Source organism: Pseudoalteromonas sp. PA2MD11 (assembly GCF_017808125.1).
Lineage (GTDB): Bacteria > Pseudomonadota > Gammaproteobacteria > Enterobacterales > Alteromonadaceae > Pseudoalteromonas > Pseudoalteromonas simplex.
Window position 1 is genome coordinate 23,849 of record NZ_JADKNF010000012.1, and the last position, 18,405, is coordinate 42,253.

The 18,405-nt window shown below is 43.1% G+C and carries 26 protein-coding genes; 25 read left to right on the forward strand and 1 reads right to left on the reverse strand.

Annotation, left to right across the window (positions count from 1 at the left end):
- Positions 1-22: 22 nt before the first annotated feature.
- The 20 genes from ISP07_RS13440 to ISP07_RS13535 are packed head-to-tail and all read left to right on the forward strand — an operon-like array spanning position 23 to position 13,606.
- Positions 23-472 carry a head completion/stabilization protein gene (locus tag ISP07_RS13440; RefSeq protein WP_209327912.1) on the forward strand — a complete coding sequence of 150 codons (450 nt, stop codon included), beginning with the start codon at positions 23-25 and terminating at the stop codon, positions 470-472.
- Positions 469-951 carry a phage tail protein gene (locus tag ISP07_RS13445; RefSeq protein ID WP_065978207.1) on the forward strand — a complete coding sequence of 161 codons (483 nt, stop codon included), beginning with the start codon at positions 469-471 and terminating at the stop codon, positions 949-951. The genes ISP07_RS13440 and ISP07_RS13445 overlap by 4 nt, the downstream gene beginning before the upstream one ends.
- On the forward strand, positions 948-1,604 hold the full coding sequence (locus ISP07_RS13450) for a phage virion morphogenesis protein (RefSeq protein ID WP_209327913.1): 657 nt from the start codon (positions 948-950) through the stop codon (positions 1,602-1,604). The genes ISP07_RS13445 and ISP07_RS13450 overlap by 4 nt, the downstream gene beginning before the upstream one ends.
- A gap of 4 nt (positions 1,605-1,608) precedes the next feature.
- Positions 1,609-2,715 (forward strand): DUF2586 domain-containing protein, encoded by a 1,107-nt coding sequence (locus ISP07_RS13455; RefSeq protein WP_209327914.1) that lies wholly within the window; start codon positions 1,609-1,611, stop codon positions 2,713-2,715.
- 11 nt (positions 2,716-2,726) lie between these two features.
- A complete protein-coding gene (locus ISP07_RS13460) occupies positions 2,727-3,176 on the forward strand; it encodes a phage protein (protein ID WP_065978204.1) in 450 nt (149 codons plus the stop codon).
- A gap of 12 nt (positions 3,177-3,188) precedes the next feature.
- Entirely contained in the window at positions 3,189-3,389 is a 201-nt protein-coding gene (locus ISP07_RS13465; RefSeq protein WP_209327915.1) for a TraR/DksA C4-type zinc finger protein, read from the forward strand.
- Between the two features lie 4 nt (positions 3,390-3,393).
- Positions 3,394-3,954, forward strand: a complete 561-nt coding sequence (locus ISP07_RS13470; protein WP_209327916.1) for a pesticin C-terminus-like muramidase — start codon at positions 3,394-3,396, stop codon at positions 3,952-3,954.
- A gap of 2 nt (positions 3,955-3,956) precedes the next feature.
- Complete coding sequence (locus ISP07_RS13475; RefSeq protein WP_209327917.1) at positions 3,957-4,511, forward strand: hypothetical protein; 555 nt, start codon at positions 3,957-3,959, stop codon at positions 4,509-4,511.
- On the forward strand, positions 4,511-4,753 hold the full coding sequence (locus tag ISP07_RS13480; RefSeq protein ID WP_130167140.1) for a hypothetical protein: 243 nt from the start codon (positions 4,511-4,513) through the stop codon (positions 4,751-4,753). Before ISP07_RS13475 ends, ISP07_RS13480 begins: the two co-directional genes overlap by 1 nt.
- A gap of 50 nt (positions 4,754-4,803) precedes the next feature.
- A complete protein-coding gene (locus ISP07_RS13485; RefSeq protein WP_209327918.1) occupies positions 4,804-5,067 on the forward strand; it encodes a putative phage tail assembly chaperone in 264 nt (87 codons plus the stop codon).
- Between the two features lie 41 nt (positions 5,068-5,108).
- Positions 5,109-5,252, forward strand: a complete 144-nt coding sequence (locus tag ISP07_RS13490; RefSeq protein WP_209327919.1) for a DUF6890 family protein — start codon at positions 5,109-5,111, stop codon at positions 5,250-5,252.
- A gap of 3 nt (positions 5,253-5,255) precedes the next feature.
- A complete protein-coding gene (locus ISP07_RS13495; protein WP_209327920.1) occupies positions 5,256-7,010 on the forward strand; it encodes a phage tail tape measure protein in 1,755 nt (584 codons plus the stop codon).
- Positions 7,007-7,339: a DUF2590 family protein gene (locus ISP07_RS13500; protein ID WP_209327921.1), complete on the forward strand. Its 333-nt coding sequence runs from the start codon at positions 7,007-7,009 to the stop codon at positions 7,337-7,339. The genes ISP07_RS13495 and ISP07_RS13500 overlap by 4 nt, the downstream gene beginning before the upstream one ends.
- Before the next feature lie 2 nt (positions 7,340-7,341).
- Positions 7,342-8,538: a baseplate J/gp47 family protein gene (locus tag ISP07_RS13505; protein ID WP_209327922.1), complete on the forward strand. Its 1,197-nt coding sequence runs from the start codon at positions 7,342-7,344 to the stop codon at positions 8,536-8,538.
- On the forward strand, positions 8,535-9,167 hold the full coding sequence (locus ISP07_RS13510) for a hypothetical protein (RefSeq protein WP_209327923.1): 633 nt from the start codon (positions 8,535-8,537) through the stop codon (positions 9,165-9,167). The genes ISP07_RS13505 and ISP07_RS13510 overlap by 4 nt, the downstream gene beginning before the upstream one ends.
- A 13-nt stretch (positions 9,168-9,180) precedes the next feature.
- A complete protein-coding gene (locus ISP07_RS13515; RefSeq protein WP_209327924.1) occupies positions 9,181-10,890 on the forward strand; it encodes a glycerophosphodiester phosphodiesterase family protein in 1,710 nt (569 codons plus the stop codon).
- Position 10,891: 1 nt separating this feature from the next.
- Entirely contained in the window at positions 10,892-11,659 is a 768-nt protein-coding gene (locus tag ISP07_RS13520) for a hypothetical protein (protein ID WP_209327925.1), read from the forward strand.
- Positions 11,660-11,661: 2 nt separating this feature from the next.
- Positions 11,662-12,153 carry an adenine glycosylase gene (locus ISP07_RS13525; protein ID WP_209327926.1) on the forward strand — a complete coding sequence of 164 codons (492 nt, stop codon included), beginning with the start codon at positions 11,662-11,664 and terminating at the stop codon, positions 12,151-12,153.
- Positions 12,153-12,842, forward strand: a complete 690-nt coding sequence (locus tag ISP07_RS13530; protein ID WP_209327927.1) for a hypothetical protein — start codon at positions 12,153-12,155, stop codon at positions 12,840-12,842. The genes ISP07_RS13525 and ISP07_RS13530 overlap by 1 nt, the downstream gene beginning before the upstream one ends.
- 2 nt (positions 12,843-12,844) lie before the next feature.
- Entirely contained in the window at positions 12,845-13,606 is a 762-nt protein-coding gene (locus ISP07_RS13535; RefSeq protein ID WP_209327928.1) for a hypothetical protein, read from the forward strand.
- Positions 13,607-14,090: 484 nt separating this feature from the next.
- Here ISP07_RS13535 and ISP07_RS13540 read toward each other — a convergent pair whose 3' ends face one another.
- Positions 14,091-15,170 (reverse strand): site-specific integrase, encoded by a 1,080-nt coding sequence (locus ISP07_RS13540; RefSeq protein WP_209327929.1) that lies wholly within the window; start codon positions 15,168-15,170, stop codon positions 14,091-14,093.
- Positions 15,171-15,314: 144 nt separating this feature from the next.
- Between ISP07_RS13540 and dusA the strand changes: the two genes are divergently transcribed.
- The 5 genes from dusA to ISP07_RS13565 all read left to right on the forward strand — a co-directional run bounded on the left by dusA (position 15,315) and on the right by ISP07_RS13565 (position 18,398).
- A complete protein-coding gene (dusA, locus tag ISP07_RS13545; protein ID WP_228290620.1) occupies positions 15,315-16,292 on the forward strand; it encodes a tRNA dihydrouridine(20/20a) synthase DusA in 978 nt (325 codons plus the stop codon).
- 291 nt (positions 16,293-16,583) lie between these two features.
- A complete protein-coding gene (locus ISP07_RS13550) occupies positions 16,584-17,258 on the forward strand; it encodes a PspA/IM30 family protein (RefSeq protein WP_209327931.1) in 675 nt (224 codons plus the stop codon).
- Positions 17,259-17,268: 10 nt separating this feature from the next.
- The gene (locus ISP07_RS13555; RefSeq protein WP_054554145.1) at positions 17,269-17,475 is read left to right on the forward strand and encodes a PspC domain-containing protein; all 207 of its coding nucleotides are present in this window, start codon (positions 17,269-17,271) and stop codon (positions 17,473-17,475) included.
- Between the two features lie 9 nt (positions 17,476-17,484).
- Positions 17,485-17,811 carry a hypothetical protein gene (locus ISP07_RS13560; protein WP_054554146.1) on the forward strand — a complete coding sequence of 109 codons (327 nt, stop codon included), beginning with the start codon at positions 17,485-17,487 and terminating at the stop codon, positions 17,809-17,811.
- An 80-nt stretch (positions 17,812-17,891) separates the two neighbouring features.
- Positions 17,892-18,398: a copper chaperone PCu(A)C gene (locus ISP07_RS13565; RefSeq protein ID WP_054554147.1), complete on the forward strand. Its 507-nt coding sequence runs from the start codon at positions 17,892-17,894 to the stop codon at positions 18,396-18,398.
- The last annotated feature ends 7 nt before the right edge of the window (positions 18,399-18,405 follow it).

The following is an 18,405-nucleotide window of genomic DNA, read 5'->3' on the forward strand; positions in this document are numbered from 1 at the left end:
ACCCTATGCAAAGGTAAATGGCATGACATTCGGATTTGAACATACAGCAGATGACAGCATTGAAATTGATGCTGATAGCGGCTGGCCTGTGCTTAGCACAGAAGAGTTCCGTAATCATCGCCGCATACCTGAATATTATGAAGAAACGGTAATTGCTGATTCGCTCAACCGCAGTGTGTTAGAGATTCAACAGCAAATTAATAATTATATTGCGAAAGGTAACACGGATGTTTCTTTCACCATCATTGATGGTGTGCCGCAGTTTAGCCAAAGCCAAGAAAGTGTTTACCGTGGCGCCGTGTATGCCCGCTCACACAGTGATCTTATGGGGTACTTTTCGGCAGTTGATCAAAAAGAGGCGGGCAATAACAAAGCTGAAGACGTTGAACAGCAAAATCAAATTCTAGCGCAATCAAACCGCAGTATTCGCTTATTGCTTGGTCTTGGCCGTGCGGGAGTGCATTCGCTATGAGCCAAACTATTAGCCAGTTACAGCAAGTATGCGAATTTTTAGTTGCCAGCTTAAATGGTGCAATTCGTAAGAACAACATTGATGCTTGGCAAGAGCGCGGCAAGTTAATCATTTGCAATTCAGATCAAGGGCAAGACGGTTATTTAGTGGCGAGGTGGAAACACACAGCCATTATTGCAATTGAAAAATTCCCGCATAAAAAGGTTAACCCCTACAACCTGTTTGCCATGGTATGCGCGTTTTTAATTGATAGCGAGTGGCAGCGCGACGAATTCGGTTTAGATGATCCCGAAATAGACATTGATTTAATTAGTGATGACAACGCCACGGTACTGATTGAATTAGAACTGATGGATGACATTGAGCTTATCCCTGATGACAACGGGCCAGTGCAGTTTAATGGTGGTCGTTACTATGTGTCGCTTGCACCAATTAACGTGGCTGAAAATGTCGATGTTGATGTAGTGGGGCGCGCATGAGCATTGTGATCACCCCAAACAAGAGCCAGGCACTCAGTGCTAAGCACCAACTACAGCTTTTAGCCTTACCAGCGAGTAAACGAGTGCGTGTTTTAAAAACACTCGGTCGTCACGAACGGGCGCTTGCTCGTAAGCGAATTCGCACTCAAACCACAGTAGATGGTGAAAAGTTTACGCCGAGCAAAAGCGGTAAAAAAGGCAAGTTACTTAAACGCATGGGCCGAACACTTGAACCGTATGTGAAAAGCAGCAACCGCTTAGAGCTAAAGCACAAAGCGGGTTTCACTGGGCGAATTGCTGCCATGCACCAAGAGGGTGGCACCGAGAGAATGACAGCAAGCAGAATGGCACGTATTCACGGTAAGCCGGATTACAAAGCGCCGTGTACTCGCGGCCAAGCCAAAGCGCTGTCAGCGGAAGGGTTCAAAGTACCAAAGAGCAAGGGCAAAGGTTACCGCCGCGCCAGTGTTAAAGAGATTCAAGCGAGTTTAAATCACGGTAAAGCAACTTTGATGCTAAGCATATTACGTGACGAAAAACAGCGTAAAAGCTGGGATATCCCTGTTGATGCTCGCCCATTTTTAGGTGACACCACTATAAACGTTCAGCGCGAACTCGCGCAGATATTAAACCAACTCAATAAACGAGGATAAGCCAATGCCACTCGGTAAAGTGCAAGTTAACAATTTGAATTTAGGGCAAGGTGACATTGAAGGTGTTGAACGACACTTCTTGTTTGTTGGCCGTGCCGGTTCAGTAGATGAAGAGAGCCAGCTATTTAGTGTTGGTGCACAAACAGATTTAGATGATGCGTTTGCTGATAGTGCTTTACGTACTCAAGTTAAAGCAGCACAGCTTAATGCAGGCCAGAACTGGACCGCAGCGGTTTACCCGCTTGCCGATGGTGAGGATCTATTTGAAGCGATTGACCGCGCAAATGAGGTGCAAAGCTTTGAAATGGTGGTGGTGTGTGACGAGCAGAACACTAGCGCAGGTCTTACCGATATCCATGAGCACCTAACATCACTACAAGCCAAATTAGGTCGCTTTGTTTCTAGCTTAGTTGCGTTACCTGGTATTGATGTAGAAACACAAACATGGGCTGCGTATGAAGCCGCAACCATTGCCATTCAAAATGGTATTGACGCGCATTTAGTGGTGCCAGTGCCACAGCTGCATGGGAATAACGTGGGTGTATTAGCTGGCCGATTATGTGACCGCAGCGTAAGCATTGCAGATAGCCCAATGCGTGTGGCAACAGGCAGTGTGTTAGGGCTAGGCGATGCACCGGTTAATACAAACGGCGAGCCATTATCACTTGCCACATTAGAAACACTGGCCAATAACCGCATGAGTGTGCCGCAGTGGTATAGCGACTTTGAAGGTGTGTATTGGAGTGATGCACAAACGCTCGATGCAACGGGTGGTGACTATCAATACCTTGAACACTTGCGCCCAGTACACAAAGCCAGCCGACAAGTGCGCGTATTAGCGATTCGTCGTGTTGCTAACCGTTCGCTTAATTCAACACCGAACAGCATTGAGTTAAACAAAGCGTATTTTATGAAGCCGCTACGCGAAATGAGTAAAAGCACAACTATTAACGGGACGGCGTTCCCAGGTGAAATCACACCACCTATTGAAGGGGACATCACCATTGAATGGACCAGCAATAAAAGCGTGGTGATTTACCTTATTTTACGCCCATACAACAGCCCGAAAGAAATTACCGTCAACATCATGCTTGATTTAAGCAGCAACTAGGAGCAGCCATCATGCGTTTATCTGGAATGAATTTTAACGTCAACTTAGGTGACATTATGGTGCATGTGGACACGGCCACGTTATCGATCACCGATAACAGTGCGGTATCACAAACTGGGGGTGTGCCTGATGGTGCGGTTGATGGTGATGTATCGGCAAATGGTGAGCTGTCAGTTAATGCGAGTAACTTTGCACTTATCTCAGATGCAGCAAAGAGCGCCGGTTCTTGGCGTGGTATGGAAACGTTCGACATCATGTTTTACGGCAAGACCTCAAAAGATGAAATGAAGGTTGAAGCATTTGGTTGCCGCATCAAGCTCAGTGACATTTTAGACATTGATAAAAAAGGCGGGCAAGCAAGCTTATTTAAGATCCCGTTTGATGTAACGAGCCCTGACTTTGTTCATATCAATGGTGTGCCGTACTTACGCCCAGACGAAATTGAAAACATTGTGCAGTAAAGGTAAGCGTGAATGGATTTTATTGATCGCCTAGTCATTGCACAGGAACGCGCTGAACAACGCTTTGTTGATCAGCGATTAAAAGGACTTAACAACAGCCACAAACTCAGTGCAACGGAATGCATTGAGTGTGGTGGCCCAATACCAAAAGCACGGCAAAAAGCAGTACCAGGTGTGCAGCGCTGTGTTCCGTGCCAAGAGTTGAGCGAGTAGCAATATGAACAATATCAAAGTTAATTACAGCTTCATTTCAGAGCTAGAAGGTGGCGCACAACTAAAAGGCTATGTGCCTGATGCGGCTAATTCTAAGTCGGGTGTAACGATTGCAACGGGCTTTGATATTGGTCAGCGTTCGCGTGAAGACTTAGAGCGTATGTTTTTTATCGCACGGCCTTCATTGATAGATAAGTTATTACCGTATTGCGAGCAACATGGTGAACACGCTCAGATGATGCTGAATTTGATACCGCTGAAAGTGAGTGAAGATGAAGCCACCCTGATAGATAAGTGTGCAAAGTTTGAGTCGATAACTCTATTAGCTGACAAATACAACAAACATTCAGCCATCAAATTTGAGCAACTACCAGAGCCAATGCAGACCGTGATTGCATCGGTTGCGTTTCAATATGGTGATTTATCTAAACGCTGTCCTAAGTTTTGGCGCACGGCCATAACACAAAACACGCAAGCCATGATTGATGAACTTGTTGATTTTGGTGATAGATATTCTACACGCCGTTGGCGTGAAGCCAGGTATTTAGAGCAAGGAGTAAATTGATCATGGAATGGCAAAAAATCGCAAACACTGTTGGTGGTATCGCTGGCGCTGTTGCTCCGTTATTGAGTGGTCCAGTTGGTTTAGCTGTCAGTATTGGTAGCCAAATTGCGGGAGCTTTAGGGACAGACAACACGCCAGAAGCCGTGGCAGCAGAGTTAAAGAATAATCCTGATGCTGCATTGACGTTGCAAGAGTGGGCGCATGCTGAGCGAGAGCAAATTCGCCAAGCGAATATTGAGCTGCAAAAAATTGCATTGGAAGAATACAAAGTCGAATTGCAAGACAGACAAAACGCCCGCACAGAGCATAAAGATCATTGGATGCCAGCAACGCTCACTTTATTACTGTTTGCATTATTTTCAGCCGTGTTAGCAGCGCTGTTCTTTGGCCCTGACATTGAAAAAAACAGAGACCTGATTGTTTACTTAGTTGGTAATTTATTTGCGCTTGTTGCCAGTGGAGTAGCGTTTTGGTTGAGCTCAACTAAAGGTTCAAAAGATAAAGACAAACTCATGACTTTAATGCAAAAAACCGTAGGCCAAGGAGTAGCTAAGTAATGGCAGAAATTAAAACTGAAGGTTGGCATGTAAAAAAAGAAGTGAACATTGCGCATGTATTAACGACCTTGATTGTGATTGTTAGTGGCTTCTGGTTTTTTGCTGATTTAGATAAGCGCATCGATACAAATGCACAAGAAATAAAGCATCAAAAAATGATGCGCGCAGAGTCACAAAAGATGTTTGAAAAGCGCCTAGATAGTATGGATGCCAAGCTAGACAAGTTGCTAGAAAAAATGTGAAGGCATAAACAGTTTAAAGACTATTAATTACCCAATTTGAGGAATAAAGCATGAACCAGGTCATTACCCTAACCATTGGCAGTAACGAATTTAAATTCAATGTAAGCACCAATGATTACAACGGCTATATCAACGACATTATGCCGAATAACAAGGTCGCACCTGCGCACAATCTAGTGATGCGCACAGTCGATGAAAGCAATAAAAAAGAGTTACGAGAGTTAATTGATAAATCACCAGGTGCAGCACTGCAAATTGCAGGTTTATTGCAACAGGAGTTTGCGCCAGCGCTTGAGATCAGCGTAAAAAAATAGACGCGCTGGTTGAAGCCATTAGCAATAACCCGCTTGAGCAAATGTTGACGTTTCGCCGTCATCTTTTACCGCATGAAGATGACAGCGAGCATAACTTAGCAAGGGCGGTATGGCTGATAAAACGCCAGCGTGAAGATTTAGAAGCCATTGTGATTAATGCAGTTAGCAAAGCCTTTGGGGGGTAGTAAATGAGTTTACCGCAGCCACTTATGTTTACAGTGGGGTTGATTGACCAAATCACAAAGCCCATTGCAAAAATAAGCCATAGCTTAAATGGCCTATCAAGTGACTACCAAACGGGCACCATGAAAATGGCGTCTGGTGTGGCAGGCATTGCGGCCAGCGGTTACGCATTACAAAACGCACTTATGCCTGCCATTGAAATGGATCGGGTACTGGGTGAAGTTAAATCTCTCGGTGTGCGTGAGTCTGCATTAAAACAATTAACAGATACCTCTTATCAGTACGCCCTTAAATATGGCAAATCTGCCACTGAGTTCGTGAGCTCAAGCTATGACATTCAAAGTGCGATAGCGGGGCTTAATGATGCTGATTTATCAGCGTTTACGATGTCGAGCAACGTCCTTGCTGCGGCGACTAAATCAGATGCAGCTACCATCACTAATTACATGGGCACCATGTACGGCATTTTTAAAAACCAAGCCGAAACCATGGGTAAAAGTGCATGGGTTGAACAAATAACCGGAATGACTGCGCAATCAGTACAAGCGTTTAAAACCACAGGTAGTGAAATGTCGGCGGCGTTTACTTCTCTTGGCGCTGATGCAAATAGTGCAGGCATTGCTGTGAATGAACAAATGGCAATTCTTGGCACATTACAAGCGACGATGTCGGGCAGTGAAGCGGGAACTAAATATTCCGCGTTTTTAGCGGGGGTAGGTAAAGCACAATCTGCTTTAGGACTGACCTTTACTGACAGCCAAGGGCGCATGTTGCCTATGGTTGATATTTTAACGGAAATTCGCAGCAAATATGGTGATGTGATTGATGTTGCCGAAGGCGATCAACTTGCCAAAGCCTTTGGTTCAAAGAACGCCGTATCAACCATCAAGTTATTACTGACAGACATTAATGGCTTGAATGACTCGATTAATTCACTCGGCCAAGTAAACGGCATGCAAAAAGCCGAAGAAATGGCAATGGCCATGACTGACCAAAGCGAACGACTAGCACAAAGCTGGTATGTGATACGTGCGGCATGGGGCACAGCCATCTTACCCGCCTTTAATGATTTTGTGGGGCTTATAGCTGATATGGGCACCAATGTTGTGTGGTTTACGGAGCAGTTCCCAACCTTAACGCGGTGGATTGGCTATGCAGCGGTTGCAGTATTGGGGCTTGTTGCGGCAGGCGGTTTATTCACGGTGATCATGGGCGCGAGCAAAATGGCTATGGTTGCATGGGGTGTTGCGGCAATGACATGGACAGGGATCAACACCGCATTAAGTGCAGGCCTAAGCACCTTACGCAGTGTGATGTTTGCTTTAAATATTGTGATGTATGCAAACCCGATTGGCTTAATTGTAGCGGCTATTGCTGCGGCCATTGTTGCAGTGGGGGCGTTGATTTATTACTGGGACGACTTAAAAGCTAGCTTTGCGGATATTAGCTGGATCAACGTCTTACTAACTGGTCTTGAATACGCATGGAAGGCGGTTGAAGTGTTATTTGCTCCACTACTGTGGGCGATTGAAGAGTTAGCCGACCTAGCAGGAATTGAGCTTGATACCAGCTTTGAAGGTATGAAAAAAATGATAGGCGTAGAAGCGATTGCCCCCCTTGAAGGTAAAACCGTTAAGGGCGGTATAACCCAACAGATCAGTAATGCTAACCAACAGAAATCAACCTCTGTTGGCACTGTGAATGTATACCCTGCAAAAGGTGATAGCAGTTACATGAACTTTGTGGAGATGCATTCATGAGCCTTTACCGTGATCTTCACATTTTACGTGGTGATGTGGTGTTAGATGCAGGACTAAGCCCACAGTACTTAACTGATCGTGAAGTAATAGCACAAGATATTGTGCATGCGATTTTAGATACAGGCCTTGCCAATTTACTGGTAAGCGATAGGGGAACCAGTGTGACGAATGACACAAAAACCCGTATCAAATTACTGGTTGAAGATGATGAGCGGATCATGCCTGGCACGGTACAAGTGACCGAAAACGAAATTAAAAAAGGGCAATGGTGGGTATATGCAAAAACCATTGAGTTTGGTGATATTTCATCGTTGATCATAGGGGCGTAGTGATGGCTGATGAAACAGCGAACATTGATTTTAAGCGCATTGTAGAAAATGCGGGCATTCCAACCACTGAAGAGGGCTGGAAAGCCTTATTTAAAGAAGACGTTGAAGCCGAGGGCAGCATTATTGCAAATGACTCGCCGTTCTCACCGTTTTGGCGTGTGATCAGCGCCATTGTTGCAAAGCCGGCTAACTGGATAGTTAACAAGGTACTGATTGAAAAGATACTCCCAAACCTGTTTTTAAAAACAGCCACGGATGACAGCTTTATTGATGCAAAGGCATGGGAACATGATTTAACTCGTAAAGATATGGAGCGTGCACAAGGTAAGGTTAAATTTAACCGTGCAGCCCAAGCGGGACCGAGCCTATTAATTAGCGCAGGAACCGTTGTGCAGACTGATGCTATTAACGGCACTGTGTATCGCGTACTGACAATTGACGATGTAATTCTACCGGAAAATCAAGCCAGTGTTTTAGTCCCCGTTATCGCTGAATTTGCAGGGGCGGCCTACAACCTAGGGGCAGGGTATTACCATATATTACCGGAGTCGGTCACCGGAATTGGTAGCGCAATAAATGATGATCAGTGGCTTGATGTTTTGGGGGCTGACGCCGAAACAAACGAAGAATTAAAACTAAGAACCCGCAACGCATTTACTGCTGCTGCACCTTGGCACATCGATGCGGTATACCGTGCGATTTTAACAAAGCGTAGCGGGCTAGATACTGACAATATTTATTTTGAGCATGATGCGCCGCGTGGTCCAGGTACGGCGAATGCGTATATTTTGTTAGATACAGGTGAGCCAAGCCAAGTACTGATTGATGAGTTAAATACTTATGTCATGGACAAAGGTTATCACGGTCACGGTGATGATTTACTCGTGTTAGCAATGCCAGGCGTGACTAGTAATGTCGGTGTGACAGTTTATCCCCATAGTTACTTGCTTGATTCAGAAGTTTTGGCGCTTCTTAGTAACGTTGAAAACTTTATTCGGTGTGCATTTAGAGAAAATGCTAATTACACCGTTACACGAACTTTACCACAAAGCCGATTTAGCTTTAGTCGCCTAAGCCAAGAGTTACACCGTGAATTTGAAGGTATTGAATCGTTAAATTGGCAACAAAGCGATATTACAAGCGCTATGAGTGTTCCGCGTTTAGGTGAGCTCACAGTAACAAATGGTAATGGCCAATGAATATAGATTGGGACGCTATCACCAAAATGCCTTACTGGTTAGCGCGGCCAGCAAGTGAGCTCGATAAGTTACGCAAGGGCGCGGTGCGATTTTGGCAGCGTATTAGTGAAATGCTGGCATGGCCTGCAAAGCAGCTAGACCCGATGACCGCAGAACTGGACCTTGTGCATTTACTTGCATGGGAGCGTGATATTACGCAAATACCAAATGAAACTGAACATACATACCGCATACGCGTTAAATACGCGCTGCAATTTGCTAAAGGCGCAGGTAGTAAAAGCGGTTGGTATTTTATGTTTGAAAAGCTGGGTACACCTTGGATCACCATCGATGAACGCTTTAGCGAAGTAGATTGGGACGTGGTGAGTTTGCAATTGTTGGACTCAGATTTAGCACAGAGAAATAACTTAATTGATAGTCTTTGCCGCCAATATGGCAGGACGACTCGTCGCTATCAATACAACACTATCGCAAGCATTCAGTTGATGTCGCCACCTTCTGATTTTGCACACGATAGTTTAACGGGCTTTGCAGCGCTAAGTGATGACATGAGTCCTAAATTAGGGCTAGCGGTAATGGACAACGAATCACATTTTATTATTGCAACAAATAAGCAGCTTATTAGCTAAAAGAGGAATTAACATGGCTTCAATTATTACAATCGCAGGTGAAAAACTTTTTGCTGCTAAAGCACAAGCTAATGAGCAGTTAGATATAGATACGTTTATTTTTGCAAATGTACCCGGGCAAGATGCAAGCTCATCTATCTACCGTTCAGAAACTATTCCTAGCGAACACATTGTACATCAGCAAAGCGTTCAACAATATGGACGCATCAATGACAATGTTGTGGTTTATTCGACTGTGCTTGATAGTGTGACAGGTCCGTTTAACTTTAACTGGGTAGGCTTGTACTCATCAGTCAACGACACGTTAGTGGCAATCAATCATATTCCTATCACGTCAAAAACCGTGACTGAAAACGGGGTCGCAGGTAATACATTAAATCGTAATTTTGGTATTGAGTTTTCGGGAATTGCAGAGTTAACGGGGATCAACGTAGAGCCTGAAACGTGGCAATTAGACTACACAGCCCGGTTAAATGGAATGGAAGAACTTACCCGCCAACTAGCCGCTGATATGAATGGTAAAAACTGGTTTATTGGCGATGGATTTAAAGTTACCCCGCGTGAAACAACGAATAGTTTTAAAGTGGTGGCGGGCGTTGGTTATGTAGCTGGGTTACGCATAGCGCTTGATGCCGATCATATCTTTGTAATAAGCAACTATCCGCAGTTCGTTTACGTTGATGCTTGGTTTGATGGAAACAGTGAAAGTGTTTGGAAGGGTAAAGCTACCTTTATAATCTCAAGCGATGAACTGGACGATTATATCGATAATACAGGTAAGCAGCACTATGTACTGAAAATTGCGGTGGTGAGCAGTGCTGAAGATGTCGAAGATTTAAGAAATATAAAAGGTCTTGCAGAAAAGCTGGATGATTACTCGTCAGAAATTGAACGCCAAGTATCAGAAAGTACACAAGAGTTATCAGGAAAAGTCCTAAAGAATCAGCAGGACATTGAAGCATTACAGCAAGGGCAACCAACGCCTATTATTACAAGCTTTGATGTTGATAAGCCTGAACTTATCGCACACCGAGGTTTTAGAGGCCAATTTCCTCAAAACACGATGCTAGCAATGTCACGCGCATTAAGTAATGGCGCGGATTCATTAGAATGTGACATTCAAGTCAGTGCCGATGGTGAGTTGTTCTTATTCCATGACGATCAAGTCAACAGCTTAACTAATGGTTCTGGAACGTTCACAGCATTAAATGCATCGTATATTGAATCATTGGTGTTTGATGAGGTGGCGGGTACCTCATTTGCTTCTGAAGGTATTCCGTATTTCAGCGAGTTATTGAAACTGGCAAAAACAAAAGGTGTTTATGTCTATGCCGAAATCAAAGGTTACCGTAATCAGTCGGACATTGATTTAATCATTTCTGCCATTGAAGCTGAAAACATGGAGCAATTCGTTATGCTTCAATCGTTTGATTTTACTGATCTTGAATATGTGAGAACAAAAAACCAAACCATTGGTGTTGGGTACTTGGGATCATTGACAGCAAATTATGAATCGTATGTTGATTCACTGAGTAACATGGGCCACAGCGCTTTACTTTGGATGTACACCGCTATCTTAAACAGTCCCGCAATTGTTCAGTATTGCAAAGGTAAATCGGTTGGTGTCGCAGCATGGACGGTAAATACTGATTATGACGCCCAGCGTCTTAAAAAAATCGGTGTAAATAAAATTATGTCGGATATTTCGTTAGGGGGTGTTTAAGATGAATATTGGTACTGTTTCAATTAAAGATATGCAGCAAGTCAAAGGTGGTTCGGGAGCAATTAATATCACTGGTGAAGTCGCGCGCATGTCGTCTGCTGCGTCACTCGGAGAATTCGCTTATCTTTCCAAGAAAATTCCGGCAAGAGCGGGAGATAAAATCACATTGACGTGTTTAGCAAGGCGTTTAAGTGGTAATGATGGTACAAGCGGTTCGCTTGCGATTGATTATCCTGCTACAGGTGATTTAAAGAACCGAGTAGAAGTGAACTCACCACACTGGCAAGAATACACATGCTCATTTACGGTACCAGAAACTGCAAATGAAAGTGATTATGTGGGCTGTACATTTGGTGTTTATACAAGTGTCGGCGGAGAAATTGAAGTCACAGATATTAAGATTAGTTCAACGAAGGCGGTGAGCCCTGTTGTTTGGTGTGCTGGGTTAATCACACTTACAGCAGGTGCGCCGGTTGTTCATCAAAGCTTTGCTAGTATGGGGATTCAGTCTGTTGAGTACAACTCATCAAATGCTGAGCTCAAAGTTAAAATAAAATCTAGTGTGGCGAGTAATAATCTTGCCCCTATTTTAGACGCGAAATTAACCCATGATGCAGGTCATAAATATGACGCTAGAGCAGGGCAATTTAATCTCGATACAGGGGAATTTACGATTAAATTTATTGATATGTCACTGGCAACCCCTACCGCTGTAGATATTTCGGGTGAAGCTAAACTTCATGTTTGGGTAAATGCACTAGGTGTATAACAATGCTGACCTTAAACTCGTTGCCAATTTTACTTAAATCACTTCGCATCACGGCAAGCCAAGAGCTTGCCAGCGAAGATGCCAGCGGGCAAACATCAAACACTGACAGCGCAGAAACGGGTATTAAAGCGAAAATGCTGACAGTGTCGGGGCTGATCCCTTTTAAAAACGCACAAACACTCACCGATTTATACACTATGGCCGAAGCGACGGAAGCTGGCGCCCGTGTAATTTACAGAATAAATAATATTACTGCTGAAGCAATTGGTGTTAAGCAAGTACGCTTTAGCAGCAAGATTGAAGCAGTTGAGCAAGAAACAACACGTCAATGGATGGTTACGTTTACTCTTGCTGAGTATCGTTCAGTACCGCAAAAAGTCGAAGAGCGAACAGCTGAGCCTACAGCGGTAGAGCAGGGCGGTACTAGCAATATTCGATACGCTAATTTACAGCAGCACCTGCAAGAAAACTTCGCTACTTTGAGGACTGTATAATGGCGGGTCCAAATGCCAGGTTTATTTCACGCGCTTATGTAAACGATCAGAAGGTGGAATTAAAAGACCACTGGATAGTGCTAAATGACTCAGCACCTGGTACGTGCCAGATAAATGTAAGGCAACGTGCAACAAAGCTCGATACTGTAAAAGTCGATCTTGGTTGGGGTGACATGGTCGATCGTGTCTTTAATGGCTATGTTGAGCGTGTTTTACCCAGCGTAAATGGCTGGTTCACGCTATTTTGTCGCGAATGGTCATCAGCGCTCATGTTTAATTTAAGTGTGATGTTACGCCATGCCACAATGCGCCAAGTATTAAACGAGATAAGCAATCAAACGGGTATTGAGTTTGTGATACCCGATAAACCATATTCGGAGTCAGCCGCACCGTGCTTTTATAGCGACGGATCAGGGTTGTCTATGCTCGATAACATTGGTCGAATATATAAAGTCAGTGACTTTATTTGGTATCAGCAGGGTAATGGCAAAGTATTCGTTGGCAGTTATGCCGATTCGTTTTGGTCAGATAAGCCCGTCACAATTGCCACATCTTTAATGACAGAGCATCAAGTGGGTAAGTCGGCCATGATGCCAGCTGCACCCATGGTTCGCCCGCATGTAATGGCGAATAATGAGCGACTGAGCAAAGTTGAATTCAAAGAAACAAACATGACGCTAAGTTGGTAACTATGGAAAAAGTAATTCATCGTATCGTGCGCCGGCTATTTCCAGAACTAACTAATCAGTTGCATTTACCACGCTGGGGTAAGATAGTTGCATTGCCAGAACTACCCACCGAAGACGGGGAAAGAGGGAGTGACCCGTTTTACCCACGTTATGCGGTTGATGTTCAATTATTAGATGAAAACGGAACTAAAACCAAATCAAAAGTTTTACAGGCCGTGCCGCTACCTTTACCAGGCGCAGGAGATAAAGCAGGCCGATTAGAACCACCTGCACCAGGTAGCATAGTCGAAATAGGCTTTGCTTATGGCCGTGCTGATAAACCCTTTATTAGAACAGTTTTACCTTTTGGTTGGGACTTACCCGCAATCAAAGAAGGTGAAGTGAGAACACAAGTTCGTGAGGGTGTGTATCATCATATTGATGATCAAGGTAACTTTGAGAATAAAACAGATAAGTCATTAAAAGACATTATTGGTGAACTAGCGCAGCTTGAGTGCAAGGCTCGGCAAGTAATTGCCACAGAAGAGCAAACACATAAAAGCCCCAAAACATGGATAGGCAGTGAAAGTGAGAATGTACTTAAATTATTGTCAGAATTAATGGCAACCGTTCGGGCGTTAGCAAATACATGTGCAACACATACACATAAGGGGGTTGCCACTGGCACTGGCAAGACAGAAGCACCAGAACAAGCTGGTGAATTTAGTGGTCAAGCATCCGAAGCCGAAGGACAAAAGGGAAGGCTAGACCCAATAACCAAGTAACACCACAGCTCACCAGTTAAGCCCAGTAACCCGCTGGGCTTTTTAGTGCCCACCATTCACTGCAGTAAAGTTATCACCGTCTATGTTGGCCACAAGCATTCTGGTCACGTAATTCAGCATCACACAAAAACTTTCTCACGAAATTCGGACTCTTCCTTACCCTCCTGCGGGCTTTTTGGTGCAGTTTTTTTTCAGTTTTTGAATACTACAGTTCATACCGCCAGCCAGCGCAGCACATAGGGTTTTTAGTGGATCAAAGATCTGAAAAGATCGAAATTAATTTCACTGTTTTTCAGTTTAACTGCATGTAATTAATAAGGAATTTAAAATAATAAGATTGTTAATCAACAACTTAACTAGTTTACGTGAGGTTTTAAGGATCAAAGGGGTTTTTTGAGTGGTAATAAAGTGCATATAAAACAAAAGCTTAATAGAAAACAAAAATGAAATTTAAAAACAGGGATTTTAAGAGAGAAAGTCAGGTTCACTCGTCAGATAAAAACTTATCATGCAATTTATGTGGAAATAATTGCGTATAAACTTGCCATAAAATATTTAAATTACGGTGACCTGTCACCTGAGCCACTTCTTCAATTGAATAGCCTTTTTCAAACAAACGGCTAGCACCTTCACGGCGCAGATCATGATAGCGTAAATCCTCAATACCCAAAGCATTGCGTACACGCTGAAAACCAGCTGAAACAGACTTGGGGTTGTAAGGAAAAATAAATTCATCATCTTTAGGTTGTTTAAGAACTATATCAAAAGAGCCTGCAAGCAACGGAACAACCATGTGATTGCCTTCTTTTTTACGTGGGTCTTTTCTGTCTCGAACTAAAATAGTTTTATGTTCTTCGTTCAGATCATCCCAACGCAACTTACACACTTCGCCAATCCGCATACACGTTAAAATACTAAAATCTAAAATATCTAAAAAAGGTATTCTTACTTTGCCGTTAGGCCTAAAGCTCATACGTTCTTGCAAACCATCGCGCAATTTATCTAGTTCGTTTTCAGTAGGGCGTCTAGTTCTCTTTTGGCTTTTACCAACTAAACCCATTTCAATTAATACCGGAACTGCATCTTCGAATATTTTATAGTTAGCATCGATGTTCCATACTGGCCCCGCTTTTTTCATAACACTGCGTAAATAGGCAATGTCATGATAAATGGTTGCTGGCCCAGCTCCTGCACTTCTGCGGTTTTTACAATGCTCGATTAAATCACTGGTTTTAAGTTCGTTAGATTCTACTTTGGCAATATCACAATCAATCAGCATCTTTATCACAAACTGTTTTGTGCGGCCTGTAGCATTCCAAAGTTCGTGATTTTCGTAATACATCATTAAAAGTGTGCCTAGGGTGACCGCTTCTTTTTTTTCAGTCACCCTAGATTGCTCAATAGCGTTAACTTGTTTCTTGCCCCAACTATCAGCCAACACTCTTTTACTGAATGTTTTGCTTTCATTGTGTATAATCTTGCCCTTAGATTTCTCGCGAACTACGCATTTATAGCGGTATTCGCCTGAAGCAAGACGGCGTTTTTCGACAGTGTAAGAAGCCATTGAGTAACCCTAAGTTATTGAACAGTCCTACCCAGCTGGGGTGACTATAGGGTGACTGTATATCGAAACTCGCGGCAATTCAAGGCAATTCAAGGCAATTCGAGTTATATGAGTAACACACTAAATAAGGGCTCTAGCCCAGTAATGGCAGGTAATACAGAGTTTAGACGGTTTAGCGTGGCACCCATGTTAGATTGGACTGATCGTCACTGTCGAACGTTTCACCGTAAAATGACTAAGCATGCTGTGCTTTACACTGAGATGGTGACAACCGGCGCTATATTATTTGGTAAGGGCGATTACTTACATTTTAATGAGCATGAAGGCCCAGTGGCATTGCAACTTGGTGGCTCAGATCCTGAAGCGTTGGCTAAGTGTGCAAAGTTAGCAGCAGAGCGCGGTTATCATGAAGTAAATTTAAATGTTGGCTGTCCGTCTGACCGTGTGCAAAATGGTCGTTTTGGTGCTTGTTTAATGGCTGAGCCTAAACTGGTTGCTGACTGCGTTGCTGCAATGAAGGCCGAAGTGACTATTCCTGTTACAGTTAAAACGCGCATTGGTATTGATGAGCAAGACTCGTATGAGTTTTTATGTGCTTTAATTGAAGCGAGTCATGATGTTGGTTGTGATGACTTTATTATTCATGCGCGTAAAGCGTGGTTAAATGGCTTAAGCCCAAAAGAGAATCGTGAGATCCCACCTCTGGATTACCCGCGCGTTTATCAGTTGAAGAAAGATTATCCGCAACTGCACTTAAGCTTAAATGGTGGCGTGAAAACAATTGCTGATAGTGTGGCTCACCTTGATTATGTTGATGGCATCATGATTGGTCGTGAGGCGTATAGTAATCCGTTTATTTTGTCTGAGGTCGACGAAAATATTTATGGTGATGAAGCCTTTACGCTAAGTCGTCATCAGGTTGTACGCTCGATGTATGACTATATTGAAGATGAAATGAGCAAAGGCGCTAATTTTTGGCATATTGCTCGCCATATGTTGGGGATTTTCCAAGGCCAACCTGGTGCGCGTGGTTTCAGACGCCACCTTTCAGAAAAAGGCCATGGTAAAGCGGCCGATTTATCTGTTATGGATAAAGCTTTAAGTTTTGTCCCAGAAGCCTAATCACAAAGCCTATTAAAAATAGCCTATTAAAAATAGCCTATTAAAAATAGCCTATTAAAAATAGCCTATTTAAAAGCCACATTTTGTGGCTTTTTTTGATCCTAAAATTTAGTGAAAAAGTTAATTATTTAGTCAAATTAGTTATTTTTCATTCAGTCACTAGTCAGCCTGAATCTAAATTTAATTAATCTAACTCATTGTATATAAATAATAAATTTATTTTATTCGTTAGTTGGCACAAGAATTGGAATCTCCTAGCTGTATTAACCCAATAATCAACAGGAGAGTCACATGGGTGTATTAAATCGCGTAAATGACATTATTCAGGCAAACCTTTCTGCAGCATTAGACAAAGCTGAAGATCCTGAAAAGTTACTTAATCTACTCGTGCAAGAAATGCAGGATGCCCTGACTGAATGCCGTGCAACTGCTGCGACATTTTTAACGCAAGAAAAACAAATGAAACGTGAAATTACAGCGAAACAAGCGAAAGTAGCAGACTGGCAAGCGAAAGCAGAAAAAGCGTTGAGTAAAGATCGTGATGATCTTGCCAAAGCAGCATTAGTTGAAAAGCAGCGTTTAACGACAGAAATCGAAGCACAACAAGCTGAAATGGATAAAGTGGCAGAGTCACTCGCTAAATTGACAGAGGATTGTCAGCGTTTACAAAACAAGCTTGCAGATGCAAAAGCCAAACAGCTGACTTACATGCAAAAAGAACGCGTTGTTACAGCACGCTTAAAAGTAAAAGAGCAGCTGCATAGCAGTAAAGTTGAAGATGCATTAGCACGTTTTGACTACTTAGAGCAGCGCGTTGAAAACATTGAGTCGCAAGTGGAAGCGTATGAACTTACACAAGGTGATGCTGCAAATTCAACAGCAGCACAAATCGCAGCCCTTGAGAAAGATGAGGCTATCGATAAAGAGCTTGCAGATTTAAAAGCAACGATGAAGCAGTCGGCTTAGGAGGTTAATGATGAATACTTATCACACATCGACACGTTGGTACCGTGATCTAAGTAACAAAAAGATCTCGGGTGTGTGTAGCGGACTCGCTGCGCGCTTGGGATTCCCGGTATGGTCAACACGCTTGGTCATGATCATATTACTTATTCAAATGCCGCTGTTAATCGGCGTGGGTTATTTAGTGGCTCATTGCACTTTACCAGTGAAAGGTTACTAGGAGTAGAGCATGAAAACGTTAGCTATCATCATTTTGGCAATGTTATTACTATGCACTGATGCAGTTTCATTTGTATCCTTTGACTCATGGCAATTACCATTGTCAATTGCTGACATGAGTTGGGCTGGGCTTGAAGTCATCGGTGCAATAGTGGCAGTCATTGCCGTTGTTGCAGGTGTGGCGCTATTTACCATTGGCCTACTTGGTGCGGGTGTTGTTGCTCTGATTGGTGTTGTACTTGCGTTTTTGTTTGGCTCAGTAATGATTGCATGGCCACTTTTACTTATCGCGGCATTATGCTGGTTGATTGCCGATAACAAAAAATCGCCAGCTTAAGGTACGAATAAACTGCCTTAATACATAAAATATGCTAAATTTAGCGGGTAAGTTAATGTCTTAACAAGGATTAAAACATAATGAAACTGTGGCCCGCACTCTCTTTTCTTACCGCAAGCTTATTCTTTAGTACTTTTTCATCTGCCCATAGTGGTCATGACCACAGCGATGTTGCCGAAGTTACTGTAAGTAACGCGCAGGTACGTGAATTTTTACCAGCCAGTAAAGCAAGTGTTGCTTATTTGACCATTACTAACCCAAGTGAACACGCAGCAGTGTTAACTAAAGCAGAGCTTGATGGTTTAGGTCGTGTTGAAATTCATCAACATACTCATGTTGATGGCATGATGAAAATGGAACAGGTTTTATCATTAAAAATTGATGGCCACAGCAGTGTTGAATTTAAACCAGGTGGTTATCACTTAATGGTGTTTGAACCTGAAGAACAGCTAAAAGCAGGGCAAGAGCGCAAACTCACGCTATATTTTAATGACGGCAATCGAGTTTTTACTCAAGCTAAAGTTGTGTCTTTACAAGAAATGTCTGAACAGGCATCACAAAAAAGTAAAGGGCACTCACATCACTAGGAGATAT